The organism is Mesorhizobium sp. WSM4898 (assembly GCF_029625845.1).
Lineage (GTDB): Bacteria > Pseudomonadota > Alphaproteobacteria > Rhizobiales > Rhizobiaceae > Mesorhizobium.
The window spans coordinates 1265193-1280902 of the sequence record NZ_JARTVQ010000001.1; the positions used below are offsets into that span (position 1 = coordinate 1265193).

At 61.5% G+C, this 15710-nt stretch carries 17 protein-coding genes and 2 pseudogenes; 5 read left to right on the plus strand and 14 right to left on the minus strand.

All coding sequences use genetic code 11. The features are described from left to right. Positions 1-47: 47 nt before the first annotated feature. A complete protein-coding gene (locus P9228_RS06300) occupies positions 48-1001 on the plus strand; it encodes an alpha/beta hydrolase (RefSeq protein WP_347404262.1) in 954 nt (317 codons plus the stop codon). A 102-nt stretch (positions 1002-1103) separates the two neighbouring features. On the opposite strand, the gene P9228_RS06305 is transcribed toward P9228_RS06300, so the two are convergent. Both P9228_RS06305 and groEL read right to left on the minus strand, forming a co-directional pair. Beyond that, positions 1104-1556 (minus strand): pyridoxamine 5'-phosphate oxidase family protein, encoded by a 453-nt coding sequence (locus tag P9228_RS06305; protein WP_278052739.1) that lies wholly within the window; start codon positions 1554-1556, stop codon positions 1104-1106. 127 nt (positions 1557-1683) lie between these two features. Then, positions 1684-1862: pseudogene (groEL, locus tag P9228_RS06310) on the minus strand (chaperonin GroEL); the annotation flags it as partial. Positions 1863-2025: 163 nt separating this feature from the next. On the opposite strand from groEL, the gene P9228_RS06315 reads away from it, so the two are divergent. Beyond that, the gene (locus P9228_RS06315) at positions 2026-2535 is read left to right on the plus strand and encodes a hydrolase (RefSeq protein ID WP_278052740.1); all 510 of its coding nucleotides are present in this window, start codon (positions 2026-2028) and stop codon (positions 2533-2535) included. Between the two features lie 12 nt (positions 2536-2547). Here the strand turns inward: P9228_RS06315 and arcC are convergent, their stop codons facing one another. From arcC to P9228_RS06360, 9 genes and pseudogenes are all read right to left on the minus strand, one after another. Then, complete coding sequence (arcC, locus tag P9228_RS06320; protein ID WP_278052741.1) at positions 2548-3450, minus strand: carbamate kinase; 903 nt, start codon at positions 3448-3450, stop codon at positions 2548-2550. Position 3451: 1 nt separating this feature from the next. Then, the gene (gene argF, locus P9228_RS06325; RefSeq protein WP_278052742.1) at positions 3452-4453 is read right to left on the minus strand and encodes an ornithine carbamoyltransferase; all 1002 of its coding nucleotides are present in this window, start codon (positions 4451-4453) and stop codon (positions 3452-3454) included. Positions 4454-4464: 11 nt separating this feature from the next. Next, complete coding sequence (locus P9228_RS06330; protein WP_278052743.1) at positions 4465-5679, minus strand: arginine deiminase; 1215 nt, start codon at positions 5677-5679, stop codon at positions 4465-4467. An 11-nt stretch (positions 5680-5690) separates the two neighbouring features. Next, positions 5691-7157: an arginine-ornithine antiporter gene (arcD, locus tag P9228_RS06335; protein ID WP_278052744.1), complete on the minus strand. Its 1467-nt coding sequence runs from the start codon at positions 7155-7157 to the stop codon at positions 5691-5693. Between the two features lie 101 nt (positions 7158-7258). Next, a complete protein-coding gene (locus P9228_RS06340; protein ID WP_278052745.1) occupies positions 7259-8503 on the minus strand; it encodes an MgtC/SapB family protein in 1245 nt (414 codons plus the stop codon). 84 nt (positions 8504-8587) lie between these two features. Further along, a complete protein-coding gene (locus P9228_RS06345) occupies positions 8588-9037 on the minus strand; it encodes a pyridoxamine 5'-phosphate oxidase family protein (protein WP_278052746.1) in 450 nt (149 codons plus the stop codon). A gap of 11 nt (positions 9038-9048) precedes the next feature. Next, positions 9049-9762 (minus strand): phosphoribosyltransferase, encoded by a 714-nt coding sequence (locus P9228_RS06350; protein ID WP_278052747.1) that lies wholly within the window; start codon positions 9760-9762, stop codon positions 9049-9051. Positions 9763-9765: 3 nt separating this feature from the next. Next, positions 9766-10194 (minus strand): DUF2267 domain-containing protein, encoded by a 429-nt coding sequence (locus tag P9228_RS06355; RefSeq protein WP_278052748.1) that lies wholly within the window; start codon positions 10192-10194, stop codon positions 9766-9768. Between the two features lie 150 nt (positions 10195-10344). Next, positions 10345-10604 (minus strand): annotated as a pseudogene (locus P9228_RS06360) (5-aminolevulinate synthase); the annotation flags it as partial. 207 nt (positions 10605-10811) lie between these two features. Here P9228_RS06360 and P9228_RS06365 point away from each other — a divergent pair. Continuing rightward, the gene (locus P9228_RS06365) at positions 10812-11024 is read left to right on the plus strand and encodes a hypothetical protein (RefSeq protein WP_127239738.1); all 213 of its coding nucleotides are present in this window, start codon (positions 10812-10814) and stop codon (positions 11022-11024) included. 76 nt (positions 11025-11100) lie between these two features. Here the strand turns inward: P9228_RS06365 and fixJ are convergent, their stop codons facing one another. Together fixJ and P9228_RS06375 are read right to left on the minus strand one after the other, a co-directional pair. Continuing rightward, on the minus strand, positions 11101-11712 hold the full coding sequence (gene fixJ / locus P9228_RS06370) for a response regulator FixJ (RefSeq protein WP_128370959.1): 612 nt from the start codon (positions 11710-11712) through the stop codon (positions 11101-11103). Continuing rightward, positions 11702-13216, minus strand: a complete 1515-nt coding sequence (locus tag P9228_RS06375; RefSeq protein WP_128370965.1) for a PAS domain S-box protein — start codon at positions 13214-13216, stop codon at positions 11702-11704. The genes fixJ and P9228_RS06375 overlap by 11 nt, the downstream gene beginning before the upstream one ends. A 239-nt stretch (positions 13217-13455) precedes the next feature. On the opposite strand from P9228_RS06375, the gene P9228_RS06380 reads away from it, so the two are divergent. Beyond that, positions 13456-14265 carry a universal stress protein gene (locus P9228_RS06380; RefSeq protein WP_278052749.1) on the plus strand — a complete coding sequence of 270 codons (810 nt, stop codon included), beginning with the start codon at positions 13456-13458 and terminating at the stop codon, positions 14263-14265. 137 nt (positions 14266-14402) lie between these two features. Then, positions 14403-14951, plus strand: a complete 549-nt coding sequence (locus P9228_RS06385; RefSeq protein ID WP_278052750.1) for a hypothetical protein — start codon at positions 14403-14405, stop codon at positions 14949-14951. A gap of 45 nt (positions 14952-14996) precedes the next feature. On the opposite strand, the gene P9228_RS06390 is transcribed toward P9228_RS06385, so the two are convergent. After that, on the minus strand, positions 14997-15707 hold the full coding sequence (locus tag P9228_RS06390) for a CBS domain-containing protein (RefSeq protein ID WP_347404256.1): 711 nt from the start codon (positions 15705-15707) through the stop codon (positions 14997-14999). Positions 15708-15710: the final 3 nt, after the last annotated feature.

A 15710-nucleotide genomic window follows, 5' to 3' on the forward strand; every position in this document is an offset into this window, starting at 1 on the left:
TGGTGAAGTTTTTGCAAATGAGTAGAAATGTTCGTTTCTTGCTGGTCATGCTCATCGCTATGGCGACAGCGTCCGGTTTGGCTTTCTTGCTCTACAGGAACGAACTTGGTCGATTGCGCGACGCCGTCGGCCGGGGCAGCCGAGTGGCCAACCTCGACATCGGCCCGATCGAATACGCCGACAACGGTGCGGGCATTCCGCTGCTCTCTATCCATGGCGCCGGCGGTGGCTTTGACCAAGGCCTTGCCCTTGCTGCCGATCTTGTGGGCGAGGGCTTTCGGGTTGTCGCGCCCTCGCGCTTCGGTTATCTGCGCACGCCCGTTCCGCAAGACCGCTCAGCAGCCGCGCAGGGCGATGCGCACGGGGCGCTGCTTTCTGAACTGAACATTCCCAAAGCGGTAGTTGTCGGCGTTTCCGCAGGCGCCCGTTCAGCGGTCGAGCTGACACTCCGCCACTCGGACAGGGTCGCCGCTCTCATTCTGGTCGTCCCAGCCCTTTATTCGCCGACCAGTCCAGTGTCGATTGACGTGGGCCGCGGCAACAAGTTCGCATTCTGGGCCGTCAATGCGGGCGGCGATTTCGCCTGGTGGGCAGCCGAGACTATCGCACCGTCGATACTCATTCGCTTTGTCGGCGTTCGACCGGCGCTGGTGGCGGCTGCGCCCCAGGCCGAGCAGGACCGCGTTATGAGCTTCATCAGGGACATTGAACCGCTGTCGCTGCGCTTCCCTGGAATCAATATCGACAGCGCCCCCGAATTGCACGAGCTGCCGTTGGAACACATCACTGCACCGACGATAATCATCTCCGCGCGCGACGACCTGTTCAACACGCTCCCTGCAGCCGAATTCGCAGCCGCTAAGATCCAGGGCGCAAGGCTGGTCGTCTATGACACCGGTGGACATCTTTTGGTTGGACAGGCGCAGCAAGTTCGCAAAGCGATCCGCATGTTTCTAGCCGGCGCGGGCCTGATCCCGTCATCGAATCGCATGAAACCGTGACGCAACATCCGCCGCGCGGGCCAGCCGATCCGCTGCACAATCGGAATTTCGGATGCCAATGACGCCAATTTACCCACTCGTCAGGCATTATCGCAATGGAACTCAGCAGGTGACCAGGTCGGTGTGGCCGAAACCCTTTGAGTAATCGAGTACGGAGATCACCGTTGGCATTACGCGGAAAATGCGGACCTGCTCCGGGGTCGGCATCGGCCCGGGCAGGGTGGTTTGCGGCGGATACTTGTCCGGCAGCATCTTCAGAACCCTTTCCGCTTCGTTCCGATCTGTGACCGGCTGCGCGCGCGCCGCCATGGAAAGTCCTGTGATTTCCATCACCTGCGGCGTATCATGGTCGATAGTCAGAGATACGCGATTATCTCCAGCCAGATTATGCGCCTTCTGACTGTCTAAACCGCAGAGGAAGTAAAGAGTAAGGCCTTCGTTGACGTAACCGACGGTCGTCGCCTGTGGCCAACCGTCCTGCCTTAGAGTTGCGATCGTCATGATCCGATGCTGATCCAACAGCGTCTCGATCTTGTTTCTAATCTCCTGATTCATTTTTCTTTGCCTCCGACTCCATCATTTGCTGCAACAATAGCGCGTGCCGGCCAGCCCAGGCATTGATGCACATCAACTTAGCCGTTGCGAAGAAAGCGTCCCTGTCGGGAGCAAGACGGGAGCCGTTCAATCGATACAGTTTGGCGATCGTCACCCCATCGTTGCAGACGATCAGCGCGCCCACGTCCTTTCAATCAGAACGGACTTCGATCGCGGACCGAGCGTGGCCCGCAAAGCGTCGGCAAGCTGAGTCGTGCGCGCGCAGGATCGTTTTGCCGTGCCGCTGAGCGTTTGTTTGTGAGCCATAGGCTTTCCAGGTGTCAAACCGATTCAGATAGCTCCGCTGTAGCCGACCGGCTTTGATGCGCATCAATTGCGTAGTGGCGACACATCTGCCGTGTTGACCGGGATCAATGCTGCCAAGGTCTTTGGCTGCTCTGCTGCCGTCTGCTCACCTCAGGAGGTAGCTATGCGGACGAACGAAACACCGCACTATGACGCCAGCATCAACACGACGGGCTGTTGCCCCAAATTCAACCCGGGCGGCTGGGACGATCAGCAACTGCACTTCGCCGACAAGCCGTTCTTGAGGGCGACAACGCACAGCGTGCTGCACGTTCCGGTCAACATGGGCAATGTCTTCGCGCGTGTCAGCGAGCACATCGACAATGCCGGCGCCTCCGCCGATGGCCAGCACATCGTTCTCAGCCGCGATCTGTCGCCCTGGACCAGCGAGCATCTTTTCTCGGTTGCGAAATCAGTCCCAGACGAAGAGATGACCACGCTGAGGGGCGAATTCGTCACTAAAGTGTTCGAGGGAGCGTTCGAGCAGACGCGAGAATGGCATGACGAAATGCTCGACCTCGCACGCCAGCGCAACACCAAGGCAAGCGATGTGTATTTCTTCTACACGACCTGTCCAAAATGTGCGGCCGCCTACGGCAAGAACTACGTTGTCGGGGTAGCCAAGACTTCCTGAGCCACGCAGCGGTTAGGGTTCGAACCAACTGCCCTGGCGCCGCTTTATGATCTCCACCGCGTCCTCCAGCCGGCCGATCGCCGCGGGATTGCCGGTCGCCTGGACGAACTCGGTCGCGGCACTGATCTTGGGTCCCATCGAGCCGGCAGGGAAATCCTTCCCTGAAAGCTCCGTGGCTCCGACATTGCGCAGCGCGCGGGCATCCGACGTGCCGTAGCCCGCATAGACTGCGTCCACATCCGTGAGCATCAGCAACATGTCGGCTTTCAGCTGGCGCGCCAGCAGCGAACTGGCCAGATCCTTGTCGATGACAGCTTCGACGCCGACCATACCGCCATCTTCGCGCGCTATGACGGGAACGCCGCCGCCACCGGTGCAGACGACGATGACGCCGTGCTCGACGAGGAAGGAAATGACGGACGCCTCCAGAATTTCGATCGGACGGGGGGAGGGCACGACCCGGCGCCACTTTTCGCCATCGGGCGCTATGGACCAGCCGCGCTCTGCTGCAAGCCGTCTTGCTGACGCTTCATCATAGAACGGCCCGATCGGCTTTGTCGGATGTGAAAATGCAGGATCGTGCGGGTCGACTTTCACCTGCGTCAGCAGTGTGGCGTATAGTCTCTGGGAAGCGAGGTTGGCGAGCTCCTGTTCGATCATGTAGCCGATCATGCCTGCACTCTCGGCGCCCAGAACGTCGAGCGGGAAAGCCCCATCCGGTGAAGCAGCCGACTGTAGCGCAAGCAGGCCGACCTGCGGACCGTTGCCGTGCGTGATCACGAGCGAATGGCCTTCGCCGATCAGCGCGGCGAGGGCGGACGCGGCGCGCTTGACGTTGTTGCGCTGGTTTTCGGCGGTCATGGGTTCGCCGCGCCGCAACAGCGCGTTCCCGCCGAGGGCCGTCACGATCAGCATGTCAGTTGCCGATCGTGGCGACGAGCAGCGCCTTGATCGTGTGCATGCGGTTCTCCGCCTGGTCGAAGACGACCGAGGCGCCGGACTCGAACACCTCGTCGGTCACCTCCATGCAGTCGATGCCGAATTCGCGCGCGACATAGGCGCCGACTTCGGTGTCGGTATCGTGGAATGCCGGCAGGCAGTGCATGAATTTCACATGCGCATTGCCGCTGGCCGTCATCACTTCCTTCGTCACCCGATAGGGCGTCAAAAGACGGATGCGTTCCGGCCAGCCGGACTTGTCCTCCCCCATCGACATCCAGACGTCGGTGTAGATGAAGTCGGCCTCCTGGACGCAGCCCTTCATGTCTTGATCGAGCCGGAAGCGGCCCCCGCTGCGCTCAGCGAGTTTCTTGACATGGTTGCAGAACTCCTGGTCTGGCCACAGCTCCTTCGGCGATGCGATGCGCATGTCGATGCCGACCTTGGCGGCTCCCAATGCCAGCGACTTGGCGACATTGTCGCGTCCCTCGCCGACGAATGCGACGGTCATGTCAGACAGATGCTTGTGCGTGAACTCGCGCATCGTCATGAAATCGGCGAGAATCTGTGTCGGGTGCGCTTCATCCGTCAGGCCGTTGTACACAGGCACGCCGGCGTGCGCCGCCAGCATTTCGGCCTGGTGCTGGGCAAAGCCGCGATACTCGATCGCGTCGTACATCCGCCCGAGCACGCGCGCGGTGTCCTTCATGGACTCCTTGTGCCCGATATGGCTGCCGGAAGGACCGAAATAGGTGACGTGGGCGCCCTGATCATAGGCCGCCACCTCGAAGCCGGTGCGTGTGCGTGTCGAATCCTTTTCGAAGATGAGGGCGATGTTCTTGCGAACTAGGCGCGGTATCTCGTGCCCCGCCTGCTTGGCAGCCTTCAGATCGGCGGCCAGCTTCAGGAGGAAGCGGATTTCCTCGGCAGAAAGGTCATCCAGCGAGAGCACCGAACGGCCATGCAGGTTGATCGACATTGGGTGTCCTTTCAGATGGGGTCGCGTGCGACGGGACAGGTCATGCAATGACCGCCGCCGCGGCCGCGGCTTAGCTCGGCGCCCTCGACGGTGATCACCTCTATACCGGCGCGCCGCAGAAGCGTGTTGGTGTAGACGTTGCGGTCGTAGCCGATGACGACACCCGGCTCGACCGCGACGACGTTGTTGCCGTCGTCCCATTGCTCGCGCTCGGCCTCGTAGCGGTCGCCGCCGGTGGCGATGATGCGCAGCGATTTCAGGCCGACCGCTTCTGCCACGACCTTTGTGAAGGCGGTGTTCTCTTCCCTGACCTCGACCGCGGCATCGCCGTCTCCGGGCCGGATCGAGAAGGTGCGCAGCCTGTCGACCACGGGCGGATACATGGTGGCAAGATCCCGGTCGCAGAACGTGAAGACGGTGTCGAGATGCATGAAGGAGCGGTCGCGGGGCATCAGCGCCGCGATGACATGTGTGGCTTCGCCGGCTGCGAACAGACTGCGGGCGAGATCGCCGACTGCTTGCGGCGTGGTGCGCTCTCCCATCCCGGCGAGAACGACGCCGCCGCCGACCGGCATGACGTCGCCGCCTTCCAGGCTGATACCTGTTCCTGCCTGGGGCGATACGAATGGAATACCACTGTCGCGGAAGTGCGGGTGAAAGCGATAGACTGCCTCGACGTTCGCGGCTTCGGGTCGTCTCGCGGGCCAATACATCGGGTTGACCGACATGGAGCGATAAATCCAGCAGGAGCTGTCGCGAGTGAAGAGCTGGTTGGGCAATGGCGGCAGGACGAAGTCCTGAGGCGCAAGCGTTCTTCCAGTCAAACCCTTGGGCTCGAACGGCAGCTCGGCGCGAGCGATACCGCCGACCAGACACGTTGCCAGCAGGCCGGCCGACATTTCGTTCAGCCAGCCTCGCATCTCGTTGACCATGTCAAGGCCAACCACGCCGGCGTGCACCCGGCGATCGAGCAGCCAGTCACGAGCCTTGCCGATCTCCATGGTCTCGGCGAGGAGATCGCCGAACGAATGAGCCACCACGCCGCGCTCACGCAAGGCATCGACGAAAACGTCGTGCTCCTGGCGCGCGCGCTTCACCCAAAGCACGTCGTCGAACAGCAGCGACTTGCAGTTGTCCGGTGTCAACCTGCGCAGGCTGAGATCCGGCCTGTGGACCATCACCTCGCGCAGGCGACCGACTTCCGAATAAACCCCCAGGTTTGCCATCGGACCGCCTCTCAAAGCGCGCTGACGGCGCCGGTCCACATCTCGTAGACGGCAAGGATTGCGACGGCGACGAGCGCGACTGCGATGATGGCCTCCATCGGGTGGAAGGCGCGCTGATTGGCCTCACGGCGGGCCCAGATGTAGAAGATGATGCCCGGTGCATAAAGGATGGCGCACATGAACAGATACGCAGGCCCCGCCGCATAGACGAGCCACAGCCCGTAGATCGTTGCCAGCACGCCGGCGAAGAGAGGGCCCGAACGCCGCTCGCCGCTCTCGTAGCTCTCCCCGGTCAGTGCAAGCTTCGCGGCAAAGGCGCCCGAGAAGATGTAGGGAACGAGAATTGCCGCCGAGGCGATGTAGAAAAGCGCCTGGTAGGTGCTTTGCGCAAAGAGGGTGATCACCAGGAAGGCTTGGACAAGCAGATTGGTGATGAGCAGCGAGGTCGAGGGGACGCCACGCTCGCTCTCGTGGCCGAAGAACTTCGGCATCGTTCCGTCCTTGCCGGCGACATGCGGGATCTCGGCGGCAAGCAGGGTCCAGCTGAGGAAGGCGCCGACGACCGAGACGACGAGCGCAAGATTGATGAGCACCGCGCCCCAAGGCCCGACAACCGCCTCCAGCACGCCCGCCATGGATGGGTTCTTCAGGGCGGCCAGTTCGGGTTGGCTGAGGATGCCGAGCGAAAGCAGCGAGACCAGCGCGTAAAGCGCCAGGCACGTGAAGAAGCCGAGCACCGTCGCGGTCGCGATGTCCTTGCGCCGCTCTGCACGGGCTGAGAAGACGCTGGCGCCTTCGATGCCGATGAAGACCCACAGCGTCACCAGCATCGTGCTCTTCACTTGAGCGGCGATCGAACCGAGCGAAGCGTTGCCGAGCCCGGTGAAATCGAGCGACCAGACGTTGAGCTTGAAGGCGACCGCGACAACCCCGACGAAAAGGACCACCGGAGCGATCTTGGCCACGGTCACGAAGGTATTGACGATTGTAGCCTGGCGAATGCCTGCAAGAACGAGGAAATGAATGATCCACAACAGGATCGATGCGCCGAGCACCGCCTGCCATGTGTTCCCATCACCGAAGGCGGGAACGAAGTACGACAGCGCGCTGAAGACGATTACGGCGTAGGACACATTGCCGACCCATGCGCTGATCCAATAGCCCCAGGCACTGTTGAAGCCGATGAAGGGGCCGAAGCCGGCCTTGGCATAAGCGTAGGGGCCGGCATCGAGCTCGGGCCGGCGAACCGCCAGCGACTGGTATGCGAACACGAGCGCGAGCATTCCCACGGCCGTGATGGCCCAACCGATCAGGATTGCCAGCGGCCCGGCGCCAGCCGCCATGTTCTGGGGCAGACTAAAGACACCTGAGCCGACCATCGAGCCGATTACAAGCGCGGTCAACGCTCCCAGCCGCAGCTTCGTGGAAACCGAGGTCGCGGCCTCGCGGATTGGAATGTTGATTTCTGTCGTGGACATGATGCCCTCCCGAATAGTGAACAGTGGGAGGACTTCAGCAGGAAAGTCGGACTGCGGCCTTGACGTTGGTCAAATCTGGTTCCGGTGCCGAGCGTGGGGCACTAAACGAAACGCGTGGCGCAGTAACCAGCAAACACCGCGGTCAAGGTCATGCCGGCCAGTGGCAGCCAGAATCTCGTCGGGCCAGCAAACCCGGCCAAGCACAAGCGACCGATCGCGTTGGCGATCAGCGCCATCAGCACCGCGTCCCCTACCGCTTCTACCGGGATCGAATGCTCGACCAGCCGCAATGCGCTGAGCACCGAGGCGTCGACATCGAACGCCGCCGAAATGGCAGAACTGACCAGCAGGCCCTGTTCTGCGAATTGTGAAGCCAACGCGGCGCTCACCGTCGAGACGAACGCGAACATCAACGCAAAGATCAGCAACGGCACCACCTCAAACGGGTTGCGCGCCGCGGCAGGTTCACCGAGCTTCTGGCGCTTGAGTGCCACCGCGAACGTTCCACAAACGGCGAACGCCAGGGCAGCAACCAGCGCCGGCGCCACGATCAACGCTGCCACGCTTGGTGCCAGTACAAGAATGACGAGGCAGACACGCAGGATCGAAACCATAGCCGCCAGCGAAGCCGCACCGGCAAAAGGCAACGGATTGTGCGCCGCGTTGGCCGAGCGAGCCAGCGACAAGGTGACGGCAGTAGACGAGACGACCGCGCCGGCGAGCGCGGAGACGATCAGGCCCCGTGCGGTCCCCACCATGCGAACGGCGACGTAGCCAGCGAAAGAGATCGCCGCCATCAGAACCGTCAGCAGCCAGATCTCCCAGGGGTTGAAGCCGCCCCAGGGATCCAAAGTGCGGTCTGGCAGGAGCGGCAATACGACCGCAGTCATGACGGCTAGAACCAAGGCTGACCGAAGTTCCACCCAGGTCAGGCGCTTCAGCAGCCCATGCAGCATATCTCGGCTCGCAAGAAGCGCCGCAAGCGCCGCGCCTGCCGCGGCCGCAACTCGCAAATCGCCTGCCACGCAGAGCGCGCCAAGTGCGAAGACCGTCAGTCCCGCGACGACGGTCGTGACGCTGAAGTCCTCATCATGCGCGGCCTCGCGGGCCTTATACCAAGCGAAGATGGCGGCGAAGGTGAGGAACCCGGCGATCAGGACCGGCATCGCTTTGAGTACTTCGGCTAGTGCCGCGACAACGCCGCCAAGAAGTCCCGCAATGCCGAAGGTCCGAATGCCGGCGGTGCGGCTGCGGTCCGGCGCGTCGCGCTCCTGCCAACCCCGTTCCAAACCTACAAGCAGTCCTATCGCCAAGGCGACGCCAAGCTGGACGGTGAGCGTGTCCATGGTGATACCTTGGCCGGGTTGCCGATTCCATTGGTTGCGACCAAAGGGCGCCTGGTCTGCTTTTTGCCCTTTCGCCGCGTTACACTAACCAGCTAGCGCCTCTCGCCCCGATACTTCCGCGATGAATATCCTGAAGAACACATTCGGAAAGTGCTCGGCGACCGACGATGTTTCCGGCTTGAGCGCGCCCGGCTCCCACCAGTCGTTGTGCCTGCTGAGCAAGGACCAGGCGTGATCGAGCTGCACCTTATGGCCGATCCGGTCCGGCAGTTCTTCATACCGGCCATTGACGATGACACTTTTCCAGCCCCGGCCGTCGCCATGTCCTTCGATCTGCACAGACACGAGCGGATTGGCGCGCATCCAAGTGATCTTTTTGCCCGGCAAAGAGAAGGCATAGAGGTGGTTGTCGGCGTGCGCATAGTAGAATGGCACGATATAGGGCTGGCCCTCTTTTGCGCAGGCCAGGCGGCCGACGCGATTTGCTGTCAACAGCTTCGTGCACTCCAGGGTGGAAAGTGTGCGGATCTGCATTGCTCGAACTCCTAGCTTTGGGCATCGTGCCGCGATTTGGCCATGGCCATCGCGCCGGAGCGTCTGGTTTGGGCAGCGCTGCGGCGGTCCTCGCGAGCCAGGGTCAGCATATCAATCACCTCGTCGTCCGAGAGCTGCGGAAAGTTGCCATAATAGTAACCGAGCGCGCGAAAACGAGCGGGCTGGTTGAGACAGATCGTCAAATCCGCTTCCTGCGCGAGTTCGTCCACGGTCTCCGGCGGCGCGACGGGAAGAGCGACGATGATCTTTCGCGGCGAGCGTCGCTTCAATGCGCGGATGGCGACCTTCATCGTCGTCCCGGTCGCCGCCCCGTCGTCCACGACAATCACTGTCTTGCCGGCCACTGACAGGGGGAGCTCCCGTCCACGGTATGCTGCCCGGCGCCGCTCCAACTCGGGCCGCTCCTGCGCAATCAGTACGCGCAACGCGCTATCGCCGAGAGAATAGGCCTCGACAATCTCCCGGTTGAGCACAACGTCTGGAGGTTCGCCGTCAACGATAGCAGCCACGGCCAATTCCGGATTGCCTGGCGCTCCGACCTTCCTGACGATCACCAGATCCAGCGGTGCGTGCAGGGCCTTGGCCACTTCGGCGGCGACGGGAACGCCACCGCGTGGCAAGGCGAGCACGATCGGATCTTTCAGCTGAAGTAATTCCAGCGAGGCTCCCAGCTTCTGCCCGGCGTCCTGACGATCTCGAAACATCGCTTATCCCTCCGGCCAGAGCTCGCGTAGCGATTTCTTCATCGAGTTGCGGACCTGGACGATTTCGCCATGGGAGATGTGTCGGTCGAGGAGCCTGAATACCGCCGCGATGGACCTGTCGACGTCGATCTCCGGCTCGTAGCCAAAGCCTTTTCGCACGCAAATGATGAAGTCGCGCTTCTTGCGTTCCCAAGCCGGTTCGGCCGGGTTCCAGCCGTCGAAATAGATGCCTCTGATCAGTGTCGGCAACTGGGCCGAAAGATCGGCCATCTCTTCGGGAGACAGCCAGTCGCGTAGGGCGTGGAGGACCGACTTGAGCAGCCGGAATGCGCTCTGTTCATTCCAGTCCAGATCCTTTGCAAGTTCCTTGACCCATTGCTGCGCCTGCTCGGCGGCATGGGTAAGAGAGTTGTGCGAAACTGAATGGGTCATCTTTGTCATCCTTCAATCCACGTCGATTTTCGCTTGGGCCGGACCGGCACGCATTGCGCCGGATCAAGTTGGCCCTCACCCGCACGCGTTGCTCACCAGCAGCGGTTGTGATTCGGTCGCTCTTGGCGACGGCGGGGCGGCCGCTCGAGTGCCGGAAATGTTGCGGGTGCCGCCGGCGCCGAGCCCATCTTGCCCGCCGCGGTCTGGAAGGCGGCGATTACATCGGCGTTCTGGCCCATGCCGAGATAGTCGTTGGAGCACCAGACGTTGATTTCCTGGGCGCGGCCGTTGGAGCGCCAGATGGCGCGTGGAAACTTGCCCACGATGCGCTCGAGGTCGGCGAAAACGCGGTGGCGCCGCTCGGCGTGGAGCTGGTCGATCGGGTCTTCGAAGAACCGCTGGTAGTTCATGTGTAAGTTTCCTGTTCAGGAGGCGCGCCGTGGGTGCGACGGTTCGATCCGCTGGACCCAAACTACGAACGAGGAAAGGGCGCCGCTTTGAGCTGTGTCAAATTGCAGGGCGCCTGGTCGTCTGAGATGCGCAGATTCTAGGCGTAGGCCGCGCCAAAACTGATCCAAATCAAAGCGCCGGGCCACCTTTCGGCCCACGCTGACCGGATGTGGAATCCAATCGCAAGCGCTCCGTTTGGCCGCAGCCTCGAACTAGCCGTTCTGGACGAGGAAGGCCTACACGCGCTTGTATTTCCGTGCGAAAAAGGGCGCGAGGGATGGCGGCATGCCGTTACCGGCATCCGGGTCGATATCCGGCCGACACATTGGCGCGCCTGGCATCTGGAAAGAGGCCAAGAGGATTGTCAGAACCCCTCGTAGAGCAATTCCGAAGGTATGGAACGGTTTTCAGTTCGGCTTTCCGCAACCAAAGTGCTTGCCTTCGCGCAACGCCTTTTCAGCCCTTGGGATCGGCGATCAAAGCCATACGCACCAGATGCGAAAGACTGCCGGCGCCCATCTTGCTCATGAGGTTCGCGCGATGGATTTCGACCGTGCGCGGACTGATCCCAAGATCGTAGGCTATCGTCTTATTCGGCAAACCCGAAACGAGACCGTCCAGCACCTGACGTTCCCGATCCGAGAGCGTGGACAGATTTTTCCGAATGTCGGCGGCTTGCGGGTGTGACGCCACCCCGCGGTTACGGTTATCGACCGCCGAGCGAATTGCGCCGATCAGCACCTGGTCGTCGAATGGCTTCTCGATGAAATCGGCCGCTCCTTCCTTCATCGCTTGTACTGCCAGCGCCACGTCCGCGTGCCCGGTCATGACGATGACCGGCACGGCATGGCCGCGAGCCTTCAACTGCCGCAGGAATTCTATGCCGTCGATGCCCGGCATGCGCACGTCGGTGACGATGCAGCCGTCGACCTCCTTCGGGTCTGTTGCCAGGAATGCTGTTGCCGATTCATAGAGGCGCACCGCAAAGTCGGCTGTCGCAAGAAGGAAGCCCAGAGACTTGCGGACGTCGACGTCATCATCGACCACATGCACGACATCACTGGCCATTGGCGACCTCTTCCCTTTCCACGGCGCGCAAAGTGAACCGAAATGCGGTCCCACCGCCGGCTGCCGACTCTGCCCAGATATGACCACCATGGGACTCAACGATAGTACGGCAAATGGACAGGCCGACGCCCATGCCCTGCTTCTTGGTGGTGACGAAAGGCTGGAAGAGCTGAGCTGAGACCTCAGGGGGCAAGCCCGGACCAGTGTCGATAACGCTAACTTCCGTCATGCCGTCGTGCCGCGCTAAGGTGACGATACGCAGCTCGCGGCGCGGCTGCCCCTGCATGGCTTCCACGGCATTTCTCATCAGATTCAGCAGCACCTGCTGGATTTGGATACGGTCGGTCAAAACAAGCTCGGCCCCCGGATCGAGATCGTAAGTGACGCGCACGTCCGCCTCTCTCGCACCAACCAAAGCCAGCGACGAGGCATCCTCGATCAGCGCCGGCAGACGTTCGACCTGACGCTCGCTTTCGCCCCTAGCGACAAAATCCCTGAGACGACGGATGACATCCCCGGCGCGCAAGGCCTGCTCGGCGGCCTTTTCGACAGCATCCTCCAACATGACGGCATTGTCGTCTTTGCTCTTTTCGAGCAGGCGGCGGCTGCCTTTGAGATAGTTCGTGATCGCCGTCAGCGGCTGGTTTATCTCGTGCGCCAGTGTCGAAGCCATTTCCCCGAGTGCCGTGAACCGCGCCATATGAAGCAGTTCCTGCTGCTGCTCCTGAATCCTCGCTTCGGCTCTGTGGCGTTCCGTCAGGTCGCGGCAGAAACCGGTGAAGAAGCGACCCGTTCCGGGGTGCATTTCGCCCACGGAGAGCTCCATGGGAAAGGTCGATCCGTCCTTGCGCATCCCGGTCACCGTACGGCCCAGCCCGATGATGCGGCGCTCTCCCGTCATCAGGTAACGCTGCATATACCCGTCATGCTCCTCCCGGTAAGGCGGGGGCATCAGCAACTTGACGTTTTGACCGATGACTTCGCTGGCCTTGTAGCCGAACAACGTCTCGGCCGCCGTACTGAAAGATTGGATCAGGGCGCTTTCGTCGATGACGATCATTGCATCGGGCACCGTCGCCAGGATCGAACGCAGGTGATCCTCGCGTAATTGCAGTGAAGCGTTGGCAAACGACAGGTCGCTGACATCCGTGCCCTGTACGAAGATAGCGCTGATGCGGCCATCCCTGGCTCTAATGGGTTGGTTGACGAAGTCCAGGATGCGTTCTTCCGCCATACCCGTCTCGGCGTTGCGTAGGACGATTTTGGCATTGCGGCCCACATAAGGCTCGCCGGTTTCGCTGACACGATCGAGCAATTCGAAGAAGCCCTGGCCCTCGAGCTCCGGCAACGCCTCGCGCACCGGCTTGCCGATAACTTGCCGCTGACCGATCAGTCGCTGGTAAGCCGCATTGGTCAACTGGAAAACGTGACCAGGCTCGCTGAGCAAGGTCATGAAACCTGGAGCCTGATCGAACATCAGCGCAAGAAGCTCATGTTCCGGCATATTGTCGTGTTGCAGTCGACTGCCTGCCAGCTGGGCCGCTTTTGCCACAGTTTCGGGCGAAGCTTGCCCCTTCTTGCTCACAAGCGAACTCCGGATCGGGGAAGAGCAATGATGGATGATGTAGCACTCATCCGCCTGCTCGCCAAACAGGCTGCTTTGAGCATTTGATCGGTATCAAGGCGCGGTTCGTTCGCAGTATGCAAATGACGATGTATTCCGCTTCCAGGCGAGGTGCCCGAATGTCCTACAAAACGATGGTCGTCAACCTAGCCGTTGATGCAAACCCGGCGGCGATCCTCAATCTGGCAACAGAGCTCGCGCAGCGCTTCGATGCTCACCTGATCGGCCTCGCTGCCGCCGACGTTCCGCCGTTGGTCGCAACGGGGGAAGGCATGGTCCACGAAGGCAAGGTGATGCAGAACCAGCGCCTCGAGATCGAGAAACGTCTCGCCGAATTGCGCGAGCTATTCGAGAAGCTTGTCCCGCCCTCGGTCAGCAGCGAATGGAGACAACACGTATGCGGCCCGACGCGCGCTCTGGGCTTGGCAGCTCGTTCAGCCGATCTCATCGTAACAGCGGATGGCGGGGAGAATGTCTACCGGGAGGTTGATATCGCGAGCGTTGTGCTCGGCGCAGGCCGGCCTGTACTGGTCACTGCGGCCAATGCCGAGCATTTTTTGAGCAAGACTGCCCTTGTCGCCTGGAAGGACAGCCGGGAAGCACGTAGGGCCCTGTCTGATGCCTTGCCCCTCCTGGCTAAAGCAAACGAGGTGGTCGTCGCCACCATGGAATCCGGCTTCGGAGAGGATGTTCGAAACAGCCTCGCCGACATCGTTGTTTTCTTGGAGCAGCACGGCATCACCGCACGAAGCGAGGTGATCATAGGCGACACGGACGGCGGCAAGCTCGTGACTTTTGCGCTCTCGATCCATGCCGACCTGATCGTTTCAGGGGCCTATGGTCACAGCCGACTGCGGGAATGGGCTTTTGGCGGTGTCACGCGCTCGCTGATCGACGAGAGCGGCATCAGCCGCCTCCTGTCGAACTGACGGATGGCCATCGGGCAAAATCTTGGACAGGAACCAACTCGTCACAGAGCACTGGGATTGACGATCATGGTCTGACGAGAGTCAACGCAAGCGAGACCTCCGCGATCAATAGGTCGACATCCACGGAACGAAACAGCTTGACCAGTCTCCATCTTCTTGAAGCATTTCTGCTTTTTGCCGCGCCGGGGCCGACCAATGCACTTTTGATGGTGGGAGCGGTCAAGCGAGAGAAAGCGATCGCCCTGTTCATCGCCCAGGCGTGCGGGTATGGGGTCGCATCCGCCTGCTGGTTTTCGCTTCGTCCTTTGGTGTCGCCCGGCGCCGTCCCGATGATCGAGCTGGTTGCAGCCGGATTGCTGGTTGTTCTTGGCCTGCGTCTCATGTCTGGCGTTGGCGCCAACACATCCAAAAAGGCCGACGCCATTACAGTTTTCGCGACAAGTGCCATCAATCCGAAGGGATTCATCTATTGCCTGGCATTGGTGCCGGCGGACGCCAAGCCCCAGGCGCTGGGTGTGTACTGGGTCGTGCTGCTGGCGACCACGGCTGTCGCGGGAACCTTTTGGATCCTGCTTGGCAGCAGGTTCAGCGGGGGCCGAACCACGGTTGACCGGGTTGCTGGCGCAGCGCTGATAGCATTCGCCGTCTTGCTTCTCGGACCACTGGTCCCGTTGGCGGCCACCTAGCCCCGGCAGAACCGGAACCGCGCTGTGGCTCCGGCAGGCGTCGTTCTAGGACACAAGCACCACCGAAAACGGTTCCGCACAGAACAGGCTGTCCTTGACCGCCTTCACGCCGGCGACGTTTTCGGCCGCCACGACCGCCGCCTTGCGCTGGCGCTCGTCAAAGATCGCGCCATTCAATTCGACAGCCCCGTTGTCCACCGTCACGCCGATCAAGTCGCCACCACACCAGGATTGGCTCTGCAACTCAGCGACGACGCTCCTGCGGATCAACTCGTCATCGGTGGTCGTCGCGCCCGATTTCGGCAGGACACGAGCCAAAGCGCGCAAGAGGTCCGAGCGCGTGATGATGCCGAGAATCTCGCCAGCTGCGACGATCGGAACGTTCTTGATGTTGTGGCGGGTCATCAGTTCAACGATTTCGGCGAGCGAGGCACGAGGCGACGCCGAGACGACATCCGTTGTCATCACCTCGTCAACCCGCCGTCCGTTGGCGCGAACATATTCGTCTGCGATCTTGCCGGGGCCCAGGAGGAACTGCAGCCAGCGTGCGCGGGCCCGCTGGGTGCCAAGCTCCGCTCGACGCAGGAAGTCGCCTTTGCTGACCATGCCGGCCAGCGTTCCGTCAGCGCCGACGACCGGCAGACAGCTGATCTTCTTAGACAGCATCAGTTCGACTGCGCCGGCGACGGGGGTTGCCGCGTCGATCGTGATCACCGGGGTTGTCATTATGGCACTGGCCTGCATGTACGCCTCCATCGT

Coding starts and splice junctions, on each gene's coding strand:
- argF (WP_278052742.1), bottom strand. CDS start 4,453: ATGTCGATCAACCTGCATGGCCGTTCGGTGCTCTCGCTGGATGACCTT.
- P9228_RS06300 (WP_347404262.1), top strand. CDS start 48: ATGCTCATCGCTATGGCGACAGCGTCCGGTTTGGCTTTCTTGCTCTAC.
- fixJ (WP_128370959.1), bottom strand. CDS start 11,712: ATGGCCAGTGATGTCGTGCATGTGGTCGATGATGACGTCGACGTCCGC.
- P9228_RS06375 (WP_128370965.1), bottom strand. CDS start 13,216: ATGCCGGAACATGAGCTTCTTGCGCTGATGTTCGATCAGGCTCCAGGT.
- arcC (WP_278052741.1), bottom strand. CDS start 3,450: ATGCTGATCGTGACGGCCCTCGGCGGGAACGCGCTGTTGCGGCGCGGC.
- P9228_RS06350 (WP_278052747.1), bottom strand. CDS start 9,762: ATGTTTCGAGATCGTCAGGACGCCGGGCAGAAGCTGGGAGCCTCGCTG.
- P9228_RS06305 (WP_278052739.1), bottom strand. CDS start 1,556: ATGAATCAGGAGATTAGAAACAAGATCGAGACGCTGTTGGATCAGCAT.
- P9228_RS06345 (WP_278052746.1), bottom strand. CDS start 9,037: ATGCAGATCCGCACACTTTCCACCCTGGAGTGCACGAAGCTGTTGACA.
- P9228_RS06340 (WP_278052745.1), bottom strand. CDS start 8,503: ATGGACACGCTCACCGTCCAGCTTGGCGTCGCCTTGGCGATAGGACTG.
- P9228_RS06390 (WP_347404256.1), bottom strand. CDS start 15,707: ATGGAGGCGTACATGCAGGCCAGTGCCATAATGACAACCCCGGTGATC.
- P9228_RS06330 (WP_278052743.1), bottom strand. CDS start 5,679: ATGGCAAACCTGGGGGTTTATTCGGAAGTCGGTCGCCTGCGCGAGGTG.
- P9228_RS06355 (WP_278052748.1), bottom strand. CDS start 10,194: ATGACCCATTCAGTTTCGCACAACTCTCTTACCCATGCCGCCGAGCAG.
- P9228_RS06365 (WP_127239738.1), top strand. CDS start 10,812: ATGTGGAATCCAATCGCAAGCGCTCCGTTTGGCCGCAGCCTCGAACTA.
- arcD (WP_278052744.1), bottom strand. CDS start 7,157: ATGTCCACGACAGAAATCAACATTCCAATCCGCGAGGCCGCGACCTCG.
- P9228_RS06380 (WP_278052749.1), top strand. CDS start 13,456: ATGTCCTACAAAACGATGGTCGTCAACCTAGCCGTTGATGCAAACCCG.
- P9228_RS06315 (WP_278052740.1), top strand. CDS start 2,026: ATGCGGACGAACGAAACACCGCACTATGACGCCAGCATCAACACGACG.